The organism is Flavobacterium sp. F52, assembly GCF_000278705.1.
In the GTDB taxonomy this organism is placed as follows: Bacteria; Bacteroidota; Bacteroidia; order Flavobacteriales; family Flavobacteriaceae; genus Flavobacterium; species Flavobacterium anhuiense.
Genome location: NZ_AKZQ01000034.1, coordinates 202,464 through 224,099 on the forward strand (window position 1 = coordinate 202,464; position 21,636 = coordinate 224,099).

Annotated in this window: 15 protein-coding genes; 4 read left to right on the forward strand and 11 right to left on the reverse strand. The window is 36.6% G+C overall.

What is annotated here, in order from left to right:
• Positions 1-16: 16 nt before the first annotated feature.
• Together FF52_RS17485 and FF52_RS17490 are read left to right on the forward strand one after the other, a co-directional pair.
• A complete protein-coding gene (locus FF52_RS17485) occupies positions 17-1,822 on the forward strand; it encodes a glycoside hydrolase family 2 protein (protein ID WP_008467598.1) in 1,806 nt (601 codons plus the stop codon).
• A gap of 98 nt (positions 1,823-1,920) precedes the next feature.
• A complete protein-coding gene (locus FF52_RS17490; protein WP_008467600.1) occupies positions 1,921-2,484 on the forward strand; it encodes a DUF2911 domain-containing protein in 564 nt (187 codons plus the stop codon).
• Between the two features lie 340 nt (positions 2,485-2,824).
• Here the strand turns inward: FF52_RS17490 and FF52_RS17495 are convergent, their stop codons facing one another.
• From FF52_RS17495 to FF52_RS17505, 3 genes are read right to left on the reverse strand one after another with little or no spacing between them, the layout of a single operon-like run.
• Entirely contained in the window at positions 2,825-5,029 is a 2,205-nt protein-coding gene (locus FF52_RS17495; RefSeq protein WP_008467602.1) for a xanthine dehydrogenase family protein molybdopterin-binding subunit, read from the reverse strand.
• A gap of 7 nt (positions 5,030-5,036) precedes the next feature.
• On the reverse strand, positions 5,037-6,017 hold the full coding sequence (locus FF52_RS17500; protein WP_008467603.1) for an FAD binding domain-containing protein: 981 nt from the start codon (positions 6,015-6,017) through the stop codon (positions 5,037-5,039).
• Positions 6,014-6,652 (reverse strand): 2Fe-2S iron-sulfur cluster-binding protein, encoded by a 639-nt coding sequence (locus tag FF52_RS17505; RefSeq protein WP_008467604.1) that lies wholly within the window; start codon positions 6,650-6,652, stop codon positions 6,014-6,016. The genes FF52_RS17500 and FF52_RS17505 overlap by 4 nt, the downstream gene beginning before the upstream one ends.
• 406 nt (positions 6,653-7,058) lie before the next feature.
• Between FF52_RS17505 and FF52_RS17510 the strand changes: the two genes are divergently transcribed.
• Complete coding sequence (locus FF52_RS17510) at positions 7,059-8,195, forward strand: cysteine desulfurase family protein (protein WP_008467605.1); 1,137 nt, start codon at positions 7,059-7,061, stop codon at positions 8,193-8,195.
• A 168-nt stretch (positions 8,196-8,363) separates the two neighbouring features.
• On the opposite strand, the gene FF52_RS17515 is transcribed toward FF52_RS17510, so the two are convergent.
• Positions 8,364-8,975: a nucleotidyltransferase family protein gene (locus FF52_RS17515; RefSeq protein WP_035691857.1), complete on the reverse strand. Its 612-nt coding sequence runs from the start codon at positions 8,973-8,975 to the stop codon at positions 8,364-8,366.
• Positions 8,965-10,089 (reverse strand): XdhC family protein, encoded by a 1,125-nt coding sequence (locus FF52_RS17520; RefSeq protein ID WP_008467607.1) that lies wholly within the window; start codon positions 10,087-10,089, stop codon positions 8,965-8,967. The genes FF52_RS17515 and FF52_RS17520 overlap by 11 nt, the downstream gene beginning before the upstream one ends.
• Before the next feature lie 260 nt (positions 10,090-10,349).
• Between FF52_RS17520 and FF52_RS17525 the strand changes: the two genes are divergently transcribed.
• On the forward strand, positions 10,350-10,682 hold the full coding sequence (locus FF52_RS17525) for a YegP family protein (protein WP_008467608.1): 333 nt from the start codon (positions 10,350-10,352) through the stop codon (positions 10,680-10,682).
• Between the two features lie 74 nt (positions 10,683-10,756).
• Here the strand turns inward: FF52_RS17525 and FF52_RS17530 are convergent, their stop codons facing one another.
• The 6 genes from FF52_RS17530 to FF52_RS17555 all read right to left on the reverse strand — a co-directional run bounded on the left by FF52_RS17530 (position 10,757) and on the right by FF52_RS17555 (position 21,636).
• Positions 10,757-12,694: a family 43 glycosylhydrolase gene (locus tag FF52_RS17530; protein WP_008467609.1), complete on the reverse strand. Its 1,938-nt coding sequence runs from the start codon at positions 12,692-12,694 to the stop codon at positions 10,757-10,759.
• Positions 12,695-14,062 (reverse strand): glycoside hydrolase family 27 protein, encoded by a 1,368-nt coding sequence (locus tag FF52_RS17535; protein ID WP_008467612.1) that lies wholly within the window; start codon positions 14,060-14,062, stop codon positions 12,695-12,697. It lies immediately after the preceding gene.
• A 111-nt stretch (positions 14,063-14,173) separates the two neighbouring features.
• On the reverse strand, positions 14,174-16,597 hold the full coding sequence (locus tag FF52_RS17540; protein WP_008467614.1) for a sugar-binding domain-containing protein: 2,424 nt from the start codon (positions 16,595-16,597) through the stop codon (positions 14,174-14,176).
• Between the two features lie 78 nt (positions 16,598-16,675).
• On the reverse strand, positions 16,676-18,262 hold the full coding sequence (locus FF52_RS17545; protein ID WP_008467616.1) for a glycoside hydrolase: 1,587 nt from the start codon (positions 18,260-18,262) through the stop codon (positions 16,676-16,678).
• Positions 18,263-18,395: 133 nt separating this feature from the next.
• Entirely contained in the window at positions 18,396-20,033 is a 1,638-nt protein-coding gene (locus tag FF52_RS17550; protein ID WP_035691861.1) for a glycoside hydrolase, read from the reverse strand.
• Between the two features lies 1 nt (position 20,034).
• Positions 20,035-21,636, reverse strand: coding sequence for a RagB/SusD family nutrient uptake outer membrane protein (locus tag FF52_RS17555; RefSeq protein WP_008467619.1), 1,602 nt, complete (start codon positions 21,634-21,636; stop codon positions 20,035-20,037).

Sequence of the window (21,636 nt, forward strand, 5' to 3'; positions counted from 1 at the left end):
AAAATAATTTTACAAAATGAAAAAAATTCTAACACTATTATTCCTGACATCGTTCTCAATTGGACAATCACAAGGTTTAATTTCTAACGTATCAAACCGAAACACCACTTCTTTAAACGGAGTTTGGAATTATATTATAGATCCTTATCAAACTGGTTTTTATAGCTTTCACTTGGATCAATACGACAAAAGTGAAAAACCGGCAAAAGGAGCTTTTTTTTCTAACTATCACGCTCAAAACAAACAGGAATTGGTAGAATATGACTTTGATAAATCCCCTACAATCAATATTCCAGGCGATTGGAATTCGCAGGTTGCGGAACTGAAATATTATGAAGGAAATGTTTGGTTCAAAAAGTCTTTTGATTACAATTTAACAGCTAATAAACGTCTGTTTTTATATTTAGGTGCTATCAATTATAAAGCCGATGTTTATTTAAACGGAAAAAAACTTGGCACACATGAAGGCGGTTTCACTCCGTTTAATTATGAAGTAACTTCGATTGTAAAACCTACTGGAAATTATTTAGTAATTAAAGTTGATAATACACGTCATAAAGAAGATGTCCCAACCGTAAACACCGATTGGTGGAATTACGGCGGAATCACGCGCGATGTGACTTTAATTGAAGAAGAATCATCATTTGTGGAAGATTATACTATTCAGCTGAAAAAAGGCAATGCAAATATTATTTCAGGTTTTATTAAAATCAATAATTTAGATGCTTCGAAAAATAATATTTCGATTTCTATTCCTGAATTAAAAATCAATTTCAAAGGAAAAGCGGCTAGCAACGGAATTTTAAACTTCGAAATTCCAACTAAAAAAATCTCGTATTGGTCGCCAGAAAATCCGAAATTATATAATGTTACTGTTGACTTTAATGGAAAAAAATTAAACGATCAGATTGGTTTTAGAACCATCGAAACCAAAGAAGATAAAATTCTGCTAAACGGAAAAGAGATCTTTTTACGCGGAATTTCTATTCATGAAGAAAATGGAAAAGGCGGACGTGCTAATTCTGTAGAAGATGCTTTGCGCTTATTAAACTGGGCGAAAGAATTAGGCTGTAATTATGTTCGTCTGGCGCATTATCCGCATAACGAAAATATGGTCAGAGAAGCTGATAAATTGGGTTTAATGGTTTGGGAAGAAATTCCAGTTTACTGGACAGTAGAATTTAAAAATGAAAACACCTACAAAAACGCCGAAGATCAATTAACTGCTTCTATCACAAGAGATAAAAATAGAGCGAGCATTATTATTTGGTCAATGGCAAATGAAACTCCAATTTCTGATGCTAGAAATACTTTCATTAGAAATTTAGCATCGCACACCAGATCATTAGACAATACAAGATTAATTAGTGCTGCTTTACTAACCAAAAAAGAAACTATTGATGATCCTATTGGAGAAGTTTTAGATGTTGTGGCTTTCAATCAATATTTGGGCTGGTATGGCGGAAATTTGGAAGATGCTGAGAAAATAACCTGGAAATCTAAATACAATAAACCGATTGTTGTTTCTGAATTTGGTGGCGATGCAAAAGCCGGTTTCCACGGAGAGAAAAACGAGCGCTGGACAGAAGAATATCAGGAATATTTATACATTCAGAATTTAAAAATGATTGAAAAAATTCCACACTTGAGCGGAACAAGCCCTTGGATTTTAGTTGATTTTAGATCTCCAAAAAGATTGCTTCCAGGAATTCAGGACGGTTACAATCGCAAAGGTTTAATTTCAAATGATGGCGAAAAGAAAAAGGCTTTCTACATTATGCAGGATTGGTATGTTAAGAAGAAAAAAGAATATCAGAATTAATGCGTCATTACCAATTCATTAACAAAAAACAGGCGTCAAATTATATGATTTTTCTTCATTATTAATTTACTTTGTAGTTAATCTAAAAATTGTAAACCATGAAAAAATTCTATTTAATAGCAGTTACTTTGTTTGCTGCTTTTACAGTTCAAGCTCAAGACATAGTAAAATTTGCTCCGCTTGATGCAAGTCCGGTTGATATTTCGTATTTCCCAAACAAAGCGGTTAAATTCAAAAAAACAGATAATCCAAACCCAGTCATCAAAGTTCTTTATGCAAGACCTTCTGTAAAAGGAAGAACTATTTTTGGTGATGTGGTTAAGTTTGGAGAAGTTTGGAGAGTTGGCGCTAATGAAAACACAGAAATCAAATTCTACAAAGATGTAACAATCGGTGGTAAAAAAGTTCCTGCAGGATACTATAGCTTATTTGCTATTCCAGAAAAAGACAAATGGACTATCATTATCAACAAAGAACTAGATTTATGGGGCGGTTATGCTTACGACGAAAGTAAAGATGTTGTAAGAGTTTCAGTTCCTGTTAAACCAGTTTCTGATGTTATCGAAGCTTTATCGATTGCTTTTACAACTCAAGGTAACGTAGCAAATCTTGTTATTGGTTGGGATAAAACAACTGTTGAATTGCCAATTACGGTTAAATAAGTTTTTACTTAATATATGCCACGAAGGCACAAAGTCGCAAAGTTTTTTAAGCTTTGCGATTTTTTTTTGGGTAAAGTAATCCCATTTTTGTCATTTCGACGAAGGAGACTCGAGCGATAGCGAACAGGCAAAGCAAATCTCCACGAGAAACTCTACAAAGATTGGCTTATTATTGCGGAGCTACTTGCGAAGATTTCTCCTTCGTCGAAATGACAAGATTGTGTGATAATCTGTCGAAAAAAACTTTACTATTCTTCTGCTTTGTAAGACTTTCTTATAGCACAAAAAAATCCCTTTGAAATTCTTTTCTCAAAGGGACTCTTGTAATTATTTTTTATGCTTAAACCTTAGCGGATTCTATAATCTTATCCAACGTAATAGGTAAATCCCTAACACGTTTTCCCGTTGCATTAAAAACGGCATTTGCAATTGCAGGCGCCATTCCGACTAAAGCTGTTTCACCCAGACCTTTTGTTCCCATTGGATTACTGATTGGGTCTTTTTTATTCACGAAGAAAACTTCCTGTTTTTCTATATCCGCATTTACAGGAACATGATAATCAGCAAAATTGTTATTGATCGGACGCCCAAAACGATGATCGATTTCTAGTGCTTCCATCAATCCCATTCCGATTCCTCCTACTGCCCCGCCAAACATTTGCCCTGCAGATGTTTTCTGGTTGATTACTGTTCCAATATCAGCGCAAGAAACCACGTGAGCCAATCTTATTTTACCCAAATTCGGATTCACTAATACTTTCACAAAATGAACTGAAAACGAATAAATTGAATATTTCTTCGCTTCTTCAGCAGCTTTAGAAAGATTTTCTACTTCAAAATCTTCTAATTTATTGCTGCTTAAAAGTGCAGCTAACGTAACCGACTTCGACTTGTCTTTTTTAGAAGAAACCGTACCATTTTCAAAAGTTAAATCCGTAATAGCGATTCCTTTCAAAGCGGGACTTTTACTTCCCAATTCAATTATTTTATTCAATAATAAATTACAAGCGTCATGAACTGCAGAACCAACAGATGAAGTCGTTGCCGAACCGCCTTGAGTAGGCCCTTTCGGCAATCCGCTTTTCCCCATTTCAATGATTACATTTTCAGCTGGCATACCTATTACTTCAGCCCCGATAGCAGTCATCATCGTTGCGGTTCCAGGTCCCATATCGTTTACACTGCATTGCAAAACCAAATCGCCATTGGCTAAGAATTTTGCTTTTACCGAAGTTGGGCTTCGATAACAGCCGAAAGTTCCCGTTCCCATTCCGTAACCTACTAACCAATTTCCTTCTTTAACAGAACCTGGTTCATTTTTACGATTGTTCCAGCCAATACGTTCCATTCCCGCTTCGTAACATTCTAACAGATATTTACTGCTCCACGGTTTATTTTGCTCCTGATCTTTTTCGGCATAATTACGTTTTCTGAATTCAATTGGATCTAAGTTTAATTTATATGCCATTTCATCCATTGCACTTTCTAAGGCGAAAGAACCTGTTGCTTCACCTGGCCCACGCATCCAGATCGGCGTACAAGTGTCCAAAGGCACAATTCTATAACGAGTCGAAACGTTTGGACAATCATAAATAAATCTCGACATATTTACCGTTCCCTCCATGAAATCCTCATAACTCGAAGTCATAGCTACAGCTTCGTGCGTTAAGCCTGTCAGTTTTCCTTCTTTTGTAGCACCAAGACCCATTTTCTGAATGGTGTACGGCCTGAAACCAACATTGGTAAACATCTGTTCACGATGCAAAACTAATTTTACAGGACGATTTAATTTTTTTGCTCCAATTAAAGCTGCAATTTCATACGGCCAAGTGTGCAATCCCATTCCGAATGCACCGCCAAGATATTCAGCATGAACCTCAACATCTTCGACGGGCACTCCAAAAACTCCCGCTACACTTCTGCGCGTTCCCTCTACACCTTGACTTTTTGTATATAAAATTGGTTTGTTTCCGTCCCATTTGGCAATGATATTGGCCAATTCCATCGGGTTATGCACCTCGGTTGGAATTGTATATTCTGTTTCCAGAATTACCTCAGCATTTTTATAGCCATCATGTTCACCGCGATGGTAATCATTTCCTTTATCGGTTTCAACTTTCTTTTCTTTTTCTGCTGCTTTTTTAAGTTCTGTCGAATGTTCTTCTTTAAAATACTCAGCTTTAATTAGACTTGCCGCATATTGCATACGTTCAAAAGTATCTGCAATCACCAAAGCAATTGGCTGATCGTAATACAAAATCGAATCGTCTTTGAAAATCTGCAGCGGCTGACCAAAATTATGTTTGTCTTTGGCTTTCTGATAACCTGCAGGTTTATCTACATTCAAATGTGTGATAACCGCCAAAACTCCTGGCGCCCATTCTGCTTTTTTGGTGTCAATGGTTTTGATTCTTCCTTTTGCAATAGTACTTCCCACTAGGCAGGCATAAACCACACCAGATGTTTTATATTCAGCCGAATAAGTTGCAGAACCCGTTACTTTAGCAAATCCGTCAACTCTATTAATATTACTTGTCTTACTCATAATTTAATTATTTTGATGCTGCTATTGTAAGTGCTTCTGCTACTGCATTCTCTCCAAGCGTTAGTTTAAAATTATTGTCGCCGTATCCTTTTGCTCCTTTCATAGACAAATGGCCAGCTTGTTTAAATAGATCTTCAGAAACTGTTTTTCCTTTCAGGAATTTTTCTGTTTCAGTTAATCTCCAAGGTTTATGTGCCACACCGCCCATAGCTAGTCTAACACCATTGATGGTGTTATTTTTTATGTCTAAAGCCACTGCAACAGAAACCAATGCAAAAGCATAACTTGTTCTATCGCGAACTTTTAGATAATGTACATTTTTAGTAAAATTATTATCTGGAATTTCAATAGCCGTAATCAGTTCTCTACTGTCAAGCGTATTGTCTTTTTCTGGTGTATTTCCTGGAAGTCTGTGAAAATCGGTAAAATTAATTTCTCGTTTTCCTTTTGGACCTTCCACTAAAACTGTTGCATCAAGCGCAGCCAAAGCCACACACATATCGCTTGGATGCACAGCAATACAACTTTCTGAGGCACCAAAAACAGCATGCATTCGGTTAAAACCACCAATGGCACCGCATCCGCTTTTTGGTGTTCTTTTGTTGCATGGCATATCTGTATTGTAATAATAAGAGCAACGTGTTTTTTGAAGCATATTCCCTCCCACTGTTGCCATATGTCTAATTTGTTGAGAAGCTCCAGCAGCTAAAGCTAATGCAAGTAAAGGATGTTTTTCTTTTATCGAAGCATCTTCAGCCACTTGACTATTTTTTGCCAATGCACCAATCGAAACTTTTCCCTTCAAAAATTCGATTTTCTTTAAATCTAATCCGTTGATGTCCACTAATTTGTCTGGAGCTACGATATTCTTCTTCATTAAATCGACAAGATTGGTTCCTCCAGCAATAAACATCGAGGAATTATCTTTTGCTTTTCCTGAAACTGCCGATGAAGACGACAAAGCTTTTATTATCTGAAAATTTTTCATATCTCCTTTCCTCCTTCCTTCACTTCCGTTATAGCATCGACAATATTGTGGTAAGCGCCACATCTACAGATGTTCCCACTCATGTATTCTCGAATTTCTTCTCTGCTATTGGCATGACCTTCTTTTATACAGGCAATTCCCGACATAATCTGACCAGGAGTACAATAGCCGCACTGAAAACCATCGTGTTTGATAAAAGCTTCCTGCATCGGATGTAGTTTTTTGCCTTTCGAAATTCCTTCAATTGTAGTTACTTGTGCATTTTGCTGCATCGTGGCCAAAGAAAGGCATGACAAAATTCGAGTTCCGTTTACGTGGACTGTACACGCACCACATTGTCCGTGATCACAGCCTTTTTTAGTTCCTGTAAGCTGTAATTGTTCGCGAAGTAAATCAAGCAGCGTAGTCCTCGGCTCTATGTTCAAGTTGTGTTTAGTGCCATTTACTTCAATAGAAAGCGGTACTGTTTCTAGATATTCCGCTATTTTTTCATCCCATTTCTTATCTGAAGCCATTACCAATGAGGGCGGCGTCAGGGCAAGAGCGGTAAAAAGTCCTGATTTCTTTATAAAGTCACGACGAGAATTAGCATCTTCCAACGTTACTTTATTCTGATTTGATTTTTTAGAAGCCATGCAATCTATTTGTTAAATTAGCAAATTCACTTTTGTCATTCTAACAAATTTAATCAACTTAAATCACAAAAAGTTATGAAATTCAAACATTCTCCTTATTTAGAATAATTACAATTTCGTTATTTTTTTTACCGCAGAGGCGCAATGTTTTCGCAAAGTTCGCAAAGTTATTTTTCTCTCGCAGATTTGGCAGATAATGCAGATTTTGAATACGATGGAAAGATTTGCGCAGATTCTTTATATAGAAATAAATAAAAATCTGTTTAGATCTGGAAATCTGCGAGAAACAAAAAATTATATCCATTAAAACTTTGTGACCTTTGCGAAATTCCTTAGCGTACTTTGCGGTTAATTTCCCACCTATATTAACTCTTAAATTGTATTTTTACTGAAATAAGCTCAAATTATGTCACAGCAAAAAATCATTTACCTGGATAATAATGCCACAACCCGTGTTGATGAACGCGTTTTGGATGCGATGCTTCCCTATTTTACGGATTATTATGCCAATTCAACCAGTACACATTTGGCTGGATTAACAGTAAAAGAAGCTGTTGAAAATGCTGCTTGGCAAACAGCCGATTTGATAAATGCTAATGCTGATGAAATCGTTTTTACATCTGGAGCCACAGAAAGCATCAATCTTGCTATAAAAGGACTCGCAGATCAAGGCAAAAAGCATATTGTAACCATTCAGACCGAACACAAAGCCGTTCTTGAAACTTGCCACTTTATGGAAAGCATTGGTTTTGAAGTCACTTATCTTCCAACCGCTGCTGATGGTCTTTTAGATATTCAACTTTTACAAGAAATAATTACAGATAAAACACTGGTTTTCATTGGAATGTTTTCTAATAATGAAACTGGTGTCATACAAAATATCCGCGCGATTTCTAAAACACTGAAAGCCAAAAATCTACTTTTTATTTGTGATGCTACTCAAGCTGTCGGCAAAGTTCCGATTGATGTAAAAACTTTGGGAATTGATCTTTTAGCATTGTCAGCTCATAAATTTTATGGCCCAAAAGGAGTCGGCGCTTTGTATATTTCGGCGAAAGCCAAAGTAAAATTGAAACCTCAAACTCTTGGAGGCGGACAACAGAGAAAATTACGAAGCGGAACGCTAAATGTTCCTGGCATTATCGGTTTGGGGAAAGCTGCAGAAATTGCTTTGAAAGAGCAGCAAGAAGATCAAAAACGAATTGAGTCCTTAAGAAATAAACTTGAAAAAGGTTTATTACAATTTAAAGGTTCTTTCGTTAACGGAAATACAGAAAACCGAATTTATAATACTTCAAACATTTGTTTTCCTGGCGTAAATTCAGAACAGCTGATTTTGGCTTTAGGAAATATTTCGGTTTCAAATGGAGCATCATGTTCTGCCGTTATTTCCGAACCTTCACATGTTTTAAAAGCAATGGGATTATCTGATGAAGAAGCTTTGAGTTCTATTCGTTTTAGTTTGGGTAGATTTACTACTTCTGAGGAAATTGATGTGGCTATTGAGCAGGTTTTGGAATTGGCTGGAAAGTTACATGGCTGATAATTTTTCACCGCAAAGGTGCAAAGTTCGCAAATTTTTTTTCTTTTTTAATCTCGCGAGGTCACAGAGACTCAAAGTTTTTTTGTCATCCTGACAAAGGAAGGGTGGCAAACTTTATCTACATAATCTGCATAAAAAACTTTGTCCCTCTGTCACTTTGAACCTTTGTCAATTATCAAAAGAAATCAACTGAGTATAATCTTCCTCCGTATCAATATCAATATTTCCTTTTTCAAAAGAAACTGAAACGACATCATCAGTATATTTTTTAATGAGTTTTTTGGCTCCTTCTTTTCCTTTCAATTCAAGAAGTTTCTGAAAGTATTTTTGATGAAATAAAGCTGGCGTTCCTAAAGTTTCTGCATAAGCTGAAGCTGCAATTCCTTTTCCAGTTTTCTTAGATACGCTGATTAAATTCTCGAAAATTGAACTCGTTAGAAAAGGCTGGTCACAGACTGATATAATACATTGTTCGCAATCGGGATTTAGAAATAATAATTCCGTAATTCCTTTGACAATTGAAGAAGACATTCCTTTTTCCCATTCAGAATTGAATGAAAGTTTTATTTCAGGCAAATTAATCCCTTTTTCAATTATATCATGATTTGCACCTGTCACTACTATTAAAAAAGAATTCTGAATCTTTAAAGCTTCTAAAATCGTGTTTTTCAGAAGAGTTGATTCTTTATGCTTTAATAACTGTTTGGGTCTGCCTAATCTAGACGAATTTCCAGCTGCAAGAATGATAATGCCAATTTTCTGATGATTTTTATTTTCCATAATGAATTTCATTATGAATTTTGCCTGGTTTATATTTCAACGATGTCCCAACACGCTCAGAGGCAATGGCTTTAACTTCAGAAACAATCGAAAGGGCGATTTCCTCTGAGGTTTCAGCTCCGATATCCAAACCTATGGGACTGTGAATTCGGCTTAACTGTTCATCATTTACTGTAATTCCTTCAATTAAAAGATCATCCAGCATTCGGCTGAATTTAGATTTTGGACCTAGAATGCCAATGTAATGGCAATTGGTTTCTAATAATAATTTTAAAAGTGCCAGATCGTATTTGTAATTGTGGGTCATCAAAAGAAAATAAGTCTGATCATCAATGGTTATATTCTCCAGAAATTGCTCAGGTTTTACAACCGAAATCTCACTGGCTTTAGGAAACCGTTTTGCAGTCGCATGCGTTGCACGTCCTTCAGCAATATGAGTTCTCCATCCTAAAACAGCAGCCATTTTTACCAGTGGCTGGATATCGTTTCCTGCTCCGGCAATAACCAATGAAATAGATGGTTTTATGTATTCGATTAAAGCTTCTCTCCCGTTTTCTTCTTGAAGTTTTTTAACAACTGTAGTTTTATTTTTCAGTGCTTCTTTTACATCTGAAATCAGACTTAAAGCTTCATTATCAAGAGTTAAAACTGGACTGTCTTTTCTAAAAAACAAAGTTGTCCCTATCTGAGAAGCATTTCTCTTTAAAGAAAAAACTGTTACTATTACTGCTTCTTTTCTTTCTAATTCGAGTTGCTGCAAAAGCTGAATCGGATTGTTTTCGACCTCCTCATCAATGTATTCAAAAAGAATATGAACAATTCCGTTGCATCCAAGCTGTAAACCAACTTCGGCATCATCCTCGTTACTAGTATTATAAGTAACAAGTTTATTTTGCTTTTGATTTATAGAAAGAAGAGCTTTTCGCAATGCATCTCCTTCTAAACATCCACCGCTTATTGCGCCGGTCAGCATACCATCTTCGGTCACTAACATACGTGCTCCTGGCTGCCTGTATGACGAACCTTCGACTTTTACTACGGTTGCCAAAGCTGTTTTCTTTTCTTCTGCCTTAGCTTGTGAATATGCTTTAAGAATTTCGCTGATTTCTTTCATAGTTTAAAAATAAAAAAAATTACAAATACAACACACAGCAAGAGAGATTTATCTTGATACTATTTCTTTACAAAAATTGTCTCTTTACACGAATACTATTATTTGTTTAAATCGGAAAAAGTCTGCTTAATTTAATTCCATAAATCAATTTATTATGATTATCGTAATGATTTTTTCAAATTGACGTATGATTTATATTACTAAGTTTTGTATTTTTATCAATAGCAAAATTTATATACCTAACTTTAAAAGTAAACTACATGGGAAAATTTGTAATCACTACTAGAGCCAACGGAGAGTTCCAATTCAATTTAAAAGCTGGTAACGGTCAGACTATTTTAACGAGTGAAGGATACTCGACAAAAGCAGCTTGCAGTAATGGTATCGAATCTGTAAAAAACAATGCAGCAGACGATAACCGTTATGACAGAAAAGAATCTAGCAGCGGAAAACCATATTTCAATTTAAAAGCTGGAAATGGCCAAATTATTGGTGCAAGCGAAATGTATGAGAGCGTAGCAGCAAGAGAAAATGGAATTGACTCTGTTAAAAAAAATGCTCCTGATGCAACTATAGACGATCAAACGGCGTAATTCAAACTTTTATAAAAATAAAAAAGCTGTTTCTATTCATTTAGAAACAGCTTTTTTTTATTTTTAAATAGATATCACTTTTTCAAAGCATCAACTCCACCATGAGTTGGAACAACTTGTTTGATCGTTCCATCTGCATTAAACTCTAGTTTATCAATGCAGACTTCACGATGAAAGCCTCCAGCATCTCCCATTTTTATTCCTGTTGGATATGAGAATCTATGGTACGTAATATACCATTCATCTTTGTTAGGAATTTGTAAAACCGAATTGTGTCCCGTAGCATAAATTCCTTCTTCTGGTTTTCCTTGAATTACAATATTGCTTTTAGGAATTTCAATTGGTCCGGTTGGTGAATTTGAAATCCCGTATCTTACTTTGTAATTTGGACTTCTGGTGTCATCTTCGCTCCAAAAGAAATAATATTTTCCGTTTCTATAAATCACATAGGTTCCTTCACGGAAAGTATTGTCAACAGTAATTACTTTTGTTGTTCCTTTTTTTATTGAAACCATATCCGGATTTAGCTCTGCAACGCCCATATACATATTTCCCCAATACAAATAACTTTTACCCGTTTTGGGATCTGTAAAAACATCAGGATCAATTTCCTGACCGTCTTTTATTCCTTCTGGTCTTGCAGCTACAATTGCTTTTCCGCTGTCTTTAAAAGGTCCTGTGGGATTATCAGAAACCGCAACCCCAACTTTTTGTGCTGCAGTAAAATAGTAAAAATACTTATATTTTCCTTTTATCTTTTTTTCTACGATACATGGTGCCCAAGCATTTCTGTTTGCCCAAGCCACGTCTTTTTTAAGATCTAAAATTACGCCTTCATCTTTCCAATCCACTAAATTATCTGACGAAAAAGTTTTGAAATAATAACCTGACCAGCCGTCAAATCCATCGCTTGTTGGATAGATGTAATATTTTTTTGTTTTGTTTGAATATAAAATTTCAGGATCGGCATAATACCCTTCCAAAACTGGATTATGATTTACTTTTGGAAGTTTTGCTGGCATTCCCCATTTGTCTGTAATTCGCTTTAATTCAGAACGGGTTATTGGAAGAATTGTTCCATGACGTGGATTAAAGTCCATTGAAATGTCATTGTCAATTACGCTGAAATTTTCTAAATCTTTCGTTTTTGTAAATTGATATCTTCCTTTGGTGTAAACATCGTACATCAAAATATACTCGTCTGAATTGTTTAATTTAAAAACACTCGAACCTTCTACTCCATCTTCTGTCTGCTGCAAATAATGGTCATTTTCAATCCAGTTTCCAGAAGTCAAATCTTTTGTAACTGCCACCTTGATTCCAGGCGTATTGGTTTCTGTTTTGTAAAAAAGATGATATTCTCCATCTTTTTCAATTATGTCCCCGTCAATACAAGCATTTCCTGACTTTGGAACGAATAACAGTTTAGGAGCGCTTTCTAAAGCCGTGAAATCTTTATTCGCATAAGCGTAATAAATTTTATCCGATCCTCCTGCATGCTGCATACTAAAGTAAATCATGTATTTACCCGCTTTTGTATCGTAAATAGTTTGTGGTGCCCAAACACGTTTTAGGTTTTCGTTTCCTGGAAATGTATTTTGAATATTGACAATACTGCTTTTCCAGTTTACTAAATCGGTACTTTTTAATAAAACCATTGCACGATTGCTGTCCCAACCTTTTGAAGAAGTCATATCAGTCAAAACCATATAAAAAGTCTTGCCATCTTCGCCACGCAATATATGCGGGTCACGAACTCCTCCTGTCGAGCTTATTTTCTTACTGTCTATAACAGGTTTGTTGTTATTAAGGGCATAATAATGATATCCATCAGTACTTACGGCATAATTAACCGCTTCTTCTTCTATTTTATTCCCAATAAAATAAACGAATAAATAAGCTGTTAGATCTTTTTCGGCAATGACGGGCGGAATTCCTTTTGCTGTATTTTGGGCTTGTAAAGGATCAAAAAGGCTTAGTAATGATACAAGGCAAAAAAATATTCTCTTCATTTATTTTTTACTTTTTAATTGATATAACACTGAAGCGTGAGGTCTTAAATCGGCTCCAATTTCTTTCGAATTTAATTTAGATTTTTCTCCTGTCCACATATTTAAAACTTCCGCAGTACCTGAAATTCCAAGATTTGAAAGATTTACGGATACTTTCTGCGAATCTTTATCTGAAATATTAAATAAAGCTAAATAAACACTCCCATCCTTTGCATTTTTTGAAGTGACTGCAATCCTTCCATCTTTCTGAAAAAGCTGTTTTACTGCAGTACTTTCGTTATGCATTTTTACTACTTCTTTATTCGTTAATAACGATAAGGTGAAAGCATCATTGCTTGGTAAATCCCCGCCAAAAAACAATGGTGATTTGAAGATATTGAAAAATGTAATTAAAGTATATTGTTCGTCTTTTGTTAAACGAGTCATTCTGTCGTTCCCACGTTCTCCTCTAATCGAAATACGCCCTAACGGAATCATATCGCAATCTGGCCATGTCCCCGGGGCGATATACGGATACCATTTTTGTGCCACATCCATTAAATGCGTGATATGTGGCCAAGTATCCCAAACATCATCTACCATGCGCCACATATTGGCATGTCTAGATACGTGTGGTGCTGCTGAAATTGGTGTTTCTCCTGGAGATGTGCTTAAAACAATTTTACGTCCACATTTATCAATGGCGTTTCTAATTAAATTAATTTCGCCTTCGTGATACGGTCTAGACAAATCATCAATTTTAATAAAATCTACTCCCCATTGTGCATATAATTCGAAAATAGAATTGTAGTATTCCTGTGCTCCTGGTTTATCCGCTACAACTGTATAATTGTCTCTCAGCCATTCGCACTGCAATGCTGTCGAATAAATCTGATCTGCTGTGATTCCGTTTGCTCCTTTAATTGGCATTTTTTCTTCAACAGCTTTTTTCGGAATACCGCGCATAATATGGATTCCGAATTTTAATCCTTTTTTATGGATATAATCGGCTAGTGGTTTAAAACCTTGTCCGTCTTTTGCTGAAGGAAATCGATTAACAGCTGGAAGATATCTCCCGTATTGATCGATTACATAACGTGGATCTGTTTGATTGTAACCGCCTGCTTTATCATTTTCGACAAACCAACGAATGTCTACAACGACATATTCCCATCCAAATTTCTTGAGCTCTTTTGCCATATAATCGGCATTGGCTTTTACTTCGTGTTCTTCAACCGTTGGTCCGTAACAATCCCAGCTATTCCAACCCATGGGCGGAGTCTGAGCCCATTGTTTAAATTCTTCTTTTTGAAATGTGTTTTGAGCGTTAGTTGCGGCTGATAGAAAAAAGGCTCCTATAGCCATTGTAAGTAAGTTTGTAATTTTCATCTGTTGTTTTATGTGTGGTTTTTACACTTTAAATATAATGAAATTTTATTGTTGCAGACAAAAATTAGACCTGACAGGTTTTAAAAACCTGTCAGGTCTTTTCTTGCTTTCTTATTTCACATTTACAGTAACCTCAACAGGTTTTAGCCACTGGCTTGTAAATTTTACTTTTATTGGCGCTGTCGAATCTCCATTTGCCTGAATATATGCTGCTATATGTCCGTGGAAAACACGCTGTACATTATCTGTGTAATCGGTCATATCGCTATTGTTTCCTGCTTCCAAACCTAATAAAGTCGCTGCTCCATTGATGGTGCAAGTCACTTCGTTGTCTGAAAGCATTACTGGAAGTCCGTTTTGGTCTTTTACCTGAACCATAATTTTAGCAACGCCTTTATCTTTACTAATGGTGATATCCTTATCGGCAATAGTTAACTCAAATGGCTGTTGAGTAGAAGTAATGGCATAACGGCTTACTTCCTTATCACTTTTATCTAAACCAACTGCTTCTAATTTTCCTGAAGCAAACGGAATATCCCAATAGATTATTCCCGTTTTTTCATCGTAGGGTTTCGTTTCTCCCACTACTTTCCCGTTCAATTCCAGACGTGCTTTTGCTGCATTGGTATAACAAACCACACGGATTTTTTGACCGTTTTCGTAATTCCAGATTGCCCATGCGTCTTTAGAAACATCTTTTTCATTTACTAATGGATAAGTTCCCAAATAAGCCATCGGCTTATCTGACCATAATGACTGGCGGAAATAGCCTCTTGGTTTGATAATTCCAGCAAAATCAACTAAACCTGAGTAAAATCCTCGTGAAGGCCATCTTCCTGATTCTCCCAAATAATCGATTCCTGTCCAAAGGAACTGGCCGAAAATATGTTTGTTATTTTTTACTGCGAGCCAAGGTTCCATATCATGTACATTTTCACTTCCAAAAATCACTCGCTTTGGATATTTTTCGTGATCTGACTGATATTTGCTTTCTGTGTAATTATAGCCTGTAATGTCTAAAGCGCCTGGATATTCTGTTTCGTTAGACATGGCAACTCCAGCTAAACCTGCTGTTGTCGGGCGAGATTTGTCGTATTTCTTTATTGCAGCCACCAAACGTTTTGCAATTGCTCCAAGTCGCATGGCATCGGGAGCGTCTTTTTTATAGCCTCCATAAGCAGCCTGTCCGAATCCGTTTTTTCCCTGATCTAAAACTGGGTGAGAATACGGATCGTTTGGATAATCCACTTCATTGCCAATGCTCCATCCAAAAACGGAAAGATGGTTTCTGTCACGGCGTACAAAATCTTCTAAATCTTTTTCTGCCCAATCAGCAAAAATATCAAACGAGCCTTCAAATCCAGGTGTTCCATAATTCCATCCTTCTAGCCATTTGCGTTTTGGAAACTCCCATTCGTCATAAGCTTCGTTTAAAACCAATAATCCCAATTCATCGCAAAGTTCATAGAAATCTGGCGCTTGCGGGTTATGGCTAGTACGGATTGCGTTTACTCCAATTTCTTTCAGGGTTTTTAATCTAGTTACCCAAACTTCTCTTGGAACTGCAGATCCTAAAACTCCCGCATCATGGTGCAAGCAAACGCCTTTCATTTTCATCCATTTTCCGTTAAGGGCAAAACCATTATTTGGATCGAATGTAAAACTTCTAAAACCTGTTTGAGTTACCGCTTTGTCTATTTCTTTACCGTCTTGTAAAACGGTTGTTTTTAACTGATATAAATTCGGATTGTCTAAATCCCATAATTGAGGATTCTTAACGTTGATTTTGGCTGAAATTTTTCCGTTTTGATTTGCTGCCACTTCAACTTTAGAAGTTGTTTTTCCAACCGATTTTCCATCTTTTGAAAACAGTTCGTTTACAACAGTCAATGTAGATTTAGAAGCAGAACCATTTTCTACATCAACCTCAACGTTCAATGTTCCAGCACCTTTTTTCACTTCTGGATAAGCATATACACCCCATTGTGCAATGTGAACTGGGTTTGCATAAACCAACCAAACATTTCTGTAAATTCCTGAACCAGTGTACCATCTTGAATCGGCACTTTGACTATGGTCAACACGTACTGAAATGGTGTTTTCTCCTCCAAATTTCACAAAAGGTGTAGCATCATAAGCGAATGAAATATAGCCGTTTGGACGTTTTCCTAATGATTTTCCATTGATAAAAACTTCGCTTCTGTTGTAAACTCCCTCAAAATACAAATACACTTTTTCTCCCGCTTTGCTTTGCGGAATATTGATTGATTTTCTGTACCAGCCAATCCCTCCCGGAAGATAACCTGTACAGCTTGCCAGAGTTGGACTCAGCTGGCCTTTTACGCTCCAATCGTGCGGTACATTTACACTCTGCCATTTAGTATCATCAAAAACAACATTTTTTGCATCTGGAGTTTCTTGAAGATTGAATTTCCAGCTGTCATTTATTTTTTTAGAATCTCCAAATGATATCTGGCTAAATGCCGATACACACGAAAAGAGAAGGACGGGAATTAGAGTTTTCTTAGTTAACATGTTTTTAGTTATTTTTTGTTTCAGGTTTCAAGTTTCAAGTTAGGTTTGAACGTGAAACCTGAAACTTGAAACAATTTTTTAATATTGCAATTCTCCCACAAACGTCACTACTGACCTTGCAGGAATTTCTAAATTTCCATTTTTTTGAACTTCAGCTCTTTTTAAATTTGATGCATCAGAAGTTATGTAAGGAATGAACTCATTGTTTTTTAAAGTTCCTTTTGATAGTTCGATTTTATACTTATGAGCTGATTTTCCGCAGTTTACAGCTACTACAATCAGTTTTTTATTTTGAACGTCTTTGTAAGCGGTCAGCATTACATCGTTTGCTTTATCCAATTCATTTTGGTTTGGAACATCAACTCGCTGCATTCCCGGACGTACAAAAAGCGAATAATTGCCTAAAGCCCAAAGCAGTTTTGAATCGTGAAATTCTCCATCATTTCTCACATAATCTGGAGCCGTACCTCCGTTACTTTTTCCATCATCCAGATAAATTAAGCCGTCTTTGTAATCAACTCTTGTAATAGAAGTCCACCATTGCCATGATGCGGCATTGGCAACGGCAATATCATTATGAATTAAACGGGCTACAAACAAAGCAGTCTGCATTCCTAAATCTCTTCCGCCGCCAGAACCTCCCGGAATTTCAGCTTCTCCCGGATTTTCTAAAATGCAATATTCCGACTGCCAGTATTTTAATCCTGGTTTTTGTTTTACTTCTGCGGCAATCAATTTTCGACTTAAAACTTGTCTTTCAATTGGCCAAGTAGTAAAATAACTATGCCCGAGAATTACATTTTTTACGTTTGAAAATTTTGTCACATTGGTCTTAGTGTTTCCGAAGAAATAATCGATCTGATTGTCACGATTTTCGGCATTTACATTTTCATATAAATAATCGATTTGCGCTGCTTCTGCAATTACGATTTCGGTGTTCAGTTTTTTAGCTTTCAGTTTCTCTGAAAGTGATTTGGTCAAATCATATATTTCCTGATTGGTCGCTGGTGTTCCCTCTTGACTGTTGGTATCCCCATTTTTTGGCATCCATTCCCATTGCGGTTCGTTTATCGGACTTACATAATCGAATTTGATTCCTTCTTTTTTCTCCAATCCCTGAATACTTTGAACTAAGAAATCAGCAAATTTTGGAATTGCACCATCTTTTAGATTCAGTTTATTCTTTTGAGAAGCAAAAGACAATCCGTTGTTCGTCATATGCACTGGCGGACTATTGGTAAAAATCAGGAATTTTTCTACTCCGCGTTTTTTGGCTGCCTGCAGAAACCATCTTTGGCCTTCCTGTTTTGAAAAATCGTAAGTTCCATCAGCATTTAGGAAACATTCACTTCTTCTCCACTCGTCCGAAACTTTACTGTTTTCTCCTTGCTCTGCACTTCCAGCGCCTAGATTAAATCTCCAAATCGAAAGTCCAATTCCTTTTGGATTTCCCTGCGCATCGATTTCTTTGCTAAACAATAAATCTGCAATGGCATTTTTTTTCTGTTCTGGCCAGTTTTTACCCACAAATTGCGTTCTCCAAGCATCAGAACCTCCAAAACCGTCCATGGTTTGTACTACATTATCTGTGCTGATGGTAACGGTTCGCTGTGCAAAAGACAGCGAACTAATTACCAATAAAAGCGAGAGATATATTTTCCTCATTTATATTTTTGTTTTTTAACCGCAAAGACGCCAAGTTATAGCAAGGTTCGCTAAGCTTATTTTTAGCTTTGCTCCCTATAGCTATCGGGATTACGTTTTTTGTCTTTGCGACTTTGCGGTTAATTTTTTATTTTTATTTATACGTTCCTACGTAAGTTACTATAGATCTCGCTGGAATTTCAAAACCAGAAACATCAACCGCTGTTCCTTTTTTCAAACTCAATGTTTCAGAAGTTGTATAAGGCGTTAATTTATTATCTGTTACAGCTCCGCCTGAAAAATTTAATTTGTAGGCTTTCGCCGATTTGCTTATGTTAACGGCAACAATTACCAGTTTTTTATTTGTCGCATCTTTATAAGCCGTAACCATAACATCATTCAAAGCAGTTGAATTGTCAACACTAGGAATTTGAACTCTTACCATTCCTGGTTTAACGAAGAACGAAAAGTTTCCTAAAGCCCAAAGTGTTTTAGAATCTCTGATGTATCCGTCATTTTTACAGTAATCGGCATTTCCTGCTCCGTTGCTTGCTCCATCATCTACGTGAATTAATCCATCTTTATAATCACCACGACTTACTGCCGTCCACCACTGCCAAGATGTGACACCTCCAACAGCAATGTCTGTGCTGATGATGCGTGCTGTCCAAAGCGCCAATGACATTCCTAAATCTCTTCCTGCGCCTGATCCGCCCGGAAGTTCAGCAGTTCCCGGACTTTCTAACACACAATATTCAGATGACCAGAGACTAACTCCACCAACCGATTGAATTCTCGCAGCTGCTGACTGTCTGGAAGAAATCATTTCTTGCAACGGCCAAGCCTGCCAATAGCTATGTCCAGAAATTGTCTTTTTTACATTGCTCAAACCGCCAATATTTTTAGAAGAATTAGCAGCAAAAAAATAATCGATCTGATTGGATCTGCTTTCTTTTCCTGAAACAGTTTTGTATAAAGATTCATAAGACCCAGCCTCTCCCACTACAATTTTTGCATCTAAGCCTTTTGATTGTAATTTTGGCGAAAGGACATTTACAAAACTATAAATATTAGCATTGGTCGCTGGAGAACCTTCTTGTCCAGAACCATCCCATTCATATTGCGGTTCGTTAAACGGACTCACATAATCAATAGTCAAACCATGTTCTGTTTTTAACTTTTCTAAGGATGTTGCCCAGAAATCGGCCAAATCTGGCATTTTACCTTCTTTTAAATTGTAAAATTCTTTGATCGTCGCATGGGCTTTTCCATTTTGAGTCAAATAAACAGGTGCGCTGTTGGCAAAAGCTAAAAGTTTGTCTACACCACGTTCTTTCGCGGCTTTCATAAACCAAACCTGACCTGCTTGTTTTGACATATTGTACGAAACTCCATCAGCAGTAAAGCATTCCGTTCTTCTCCATTCGTCTGTAATATCACTTGCGTCACCTTGTTCTGCGCTTCCTGTCCCAAGATTGAAACGCCACAAAGACAATCCAATTCCTTTTGGATTTCCGTCAGCATCCATACCTTGGCTGAATAATAAATCGGCTATTTTATTTCTTTTATCAGTAGGCCAATTTTTTCCAATAAAATTACATTGCCAAGCATCCGAAGCTCCAAAACTTTCCATGGTTTGAAGATTCATGTCTAAACTCACATTCAATTCCGCCACAGCATTTTCTGAACCTGAATTTTCAGATTTTTCAGCATCACAGCTTACAAAAAGGGAACTTGCGAAAAGTAAGCCTGCACACAGCAGACTCACTTTATTTTGATTATTAAACTTCATGTTAGTATCCAGGATTTTGTTTAATGACATTACCACTTAAATCGATTTCTACTTGCGGAATTGGCCACAATAAGTGTTTAGAAGGATCAAAATTGATTCCTTTGTCTTGCGGTTCTCTCAAGTTAGTTGTTTCATATGGATCTGTAGAACTTAAATTGTATTTCACAAAAGTTCCGTTTGGTCCCATTAAAGATTCTATAACCGGTCTTCCTGTTGTTGGATCTTTTTCGCGGCGGATATCAAATAAACGCAATCCTTCAAAAGCCAATTCTAAACGGCGTTCTTTGTAGATTTGTCTCAATAAAGTTGGTCCCGAAATTCCTGTTTTTGGATCCAATTTCACACGTGCTCTAATGATGTTGATATCTGCTAAAGCATCTCCACCTAAATGATAATTTGCTTCTGCTCTTGTCAAATACATTTCAGCCAAACGAATTAATGGAATGTTTAGTGGTAAGTGTCCGTCTTTTTTATCTAAAGAACGACGAGTTGCAATCGGAATATAATATTTACGGCAAATACGTCCTGATTTATTATCGTTTAAGCTAAACTTATGTGTTGGGTTTAAAACTTCATCTCCATAAGCTGCTTCTCCCCATTTTGTGATAGTACTTCTACGACGAATCACATCATTTTCAGAAAGATAAGCATTTTCTAAGTCACTTGTTGGCATACACCATCCCCATCCGTCTAAAACATCAGCAGCATCATTGCTCGGGAAATTCTTCTTGTCTTCTCCTCTTGCTCCAGATAAAGTTGGCAAAGCCGCTCCTAAATCTCTATTTTGAACAGAAGATGACTGCGCTTCTAAAATAGATTCTACTCCGTTATGATTGTTGACATTCCAGATATTTAAGAAATCTGCCTCTAACTGAAAAGGTCCTTCTGTGATAACTTTGTTCGAATAGGTTTTTGCCTCAGCCCATTTTTCTTGAAATAAAGAAACACGTGCCAATAAAGCATAAGCCGCCCATTTGTTTATTCTGCCGTCTCTATTTACAGGAGCACTTTCTAATTTAGCCGCCGCATCTTTAAGATCGGTTTCAATTTGCGCATATACTTCTGAAGCAGAACTTCTCTGTAAAGTTAAATCTCCTGTTCCTAATGATTTTGTATATAAAGGAACACCTCCAAAGAGATTTACCAATTCGTAGTAGCAATATGCACGCACAAATAAAGATTCTCCCATATATTGGTTTTTCTGGGCATCTGTAATTGGCGATTTAGCCATTCTTTCTAAACCAATGTTTGCAGATTGAATGGTATAATAATGCGCAGTATAAATACTATTCATATCTCCCATATTGTCAGGAGTAATAATGTATTGCGAACATGGTCTATGAGCTCCGCTGTCTTGTCCTGTATTTCCCATCCAAGCGTCATCTGTAGACATTTCGTTGGTCACTCTTGGAGCTGTTAGTGTCCACCAATCTTTGGCCAGCAACAATCTCTGTGTTAACTCATTGGCATAATTTTCGCATTCTTGCGCGGTTTGAAAATAATTTTCTAAAGTCTGTGTTCCTCTCTGTTCTTTTTCAATAAAATCGCTGCAAGAAACTGCTAATAGAGAAAAAGCTATTATTGATACTATTATTTTTTTCAT

Excerpts from the sequence above, each read along its gene's own strand:
- FF52_RS17545 (WP_008467616.1), bottom strand. The coding sequence starts at position 18,262 with ATGAGGAAAATATATCTCTCGCTTTTATTGGTAATTAGTTCGCTGTCT.
- FF52_RS17505 (WP_008467604.1), bottom strand. The coding sequence starts at position 6,652 with ATGGCTTCTAAAAAATCAAATCAGAATAAAGTAACGTTGGAAGATGCT.
- FF52_RS17495 (WP_008467602.1), bottom strand. The coding sequence starts at position 5,029 with ATGAGTAAGACAAGTAATATTAATAGAGTTGACGGATTTGCTAAAGTA.
- FF52_RS17520 (WP_008467607.1), bottom strand. The coding sequence starts at position 10,089 with ATGAAAGAAATCAGCGAAATTCTTAAAGCATATTCACAAGCTAAGGCA.
- FF52_RS17490 (WP_008467600.1), top strand. The coding sequence starts at position 1,921 with ATGAAAAAATTCTATTTAATAGCAGTTACTTTGTTTGCTGCTTTTACA.
- FF52_RS17540 (WP_008467614.1), bottom strand. The coding sequence starts at position 16,597 with ATGTTAACTAAGAAAACTCTAATTCCCGTCCTTCTCTTTTCGTGTGTA.
- FF52_RS17485 (WP_008467598.1), top strand. The coding sequence starts at position 17 with ATGAAAAAAATTCTAACACTATTATTCCTGACATCGTTCTCAATTGGA.
- FF52_RS17515 (WP_035691857.1), bottom strand. The coding sequence starts at position 8,975 with ATGGAAAATAAAAATCATCAGAAAATTGGCATTATCATTCTTGCAGCT.
- FF52_RS17535 (WP_008467612.1), bottom strand. The coding sequence starts at position 14,062 with ATGAAAATTACAAACTTACTTACAATGGCTATAGGAGCCTTTTTTCTA.
- FF52_RS17500 (WP_008467603.1), bottom strand. The coding sequence starts at position 6,017 with ATGAAAAATTTTCAGATAATAAAAGCTTTGTCGTCTTCATCGGCAGTT.
- FF52_RS17555 (WP_008467619.1), bottom strand. The coding sequence starts at position 21,636 with ATGAAAAAAATAATAGTATCAATAATAGCTTTTTCTCTATTAGCAGTT.
- FF52_RS17550 (WP_035691861.1), bottom strand. The coding sequence starts at position 20,033 with ATGAAGTTTAATAATCAAAATAAAGTGAGTCTGCTGTGTGCAGGCTTA.
- FF52_RS17510 (WP_008467605.1), top strand. The coding sequence starts at position 7,059 with ATGTCACAGCAAAAAATCATTTACCTGGATAATAATGCCACAACCCGT.
- FF52_RS17530 (WP_008467609.1), bottom strand. The coding sequence starts at position 12,694 with ATGAAGAGAATATTTTTTTGCCTTGTATCATTACTAAGCCTTTTTGAT.
- FF52_RS17525 (WP_008467608.1), top strand. The coding sequence starts at position 10,350 with ATGGGAAAATTTGTAATCACTACTAGAGCCAACGGAGAGTTCCAATTC.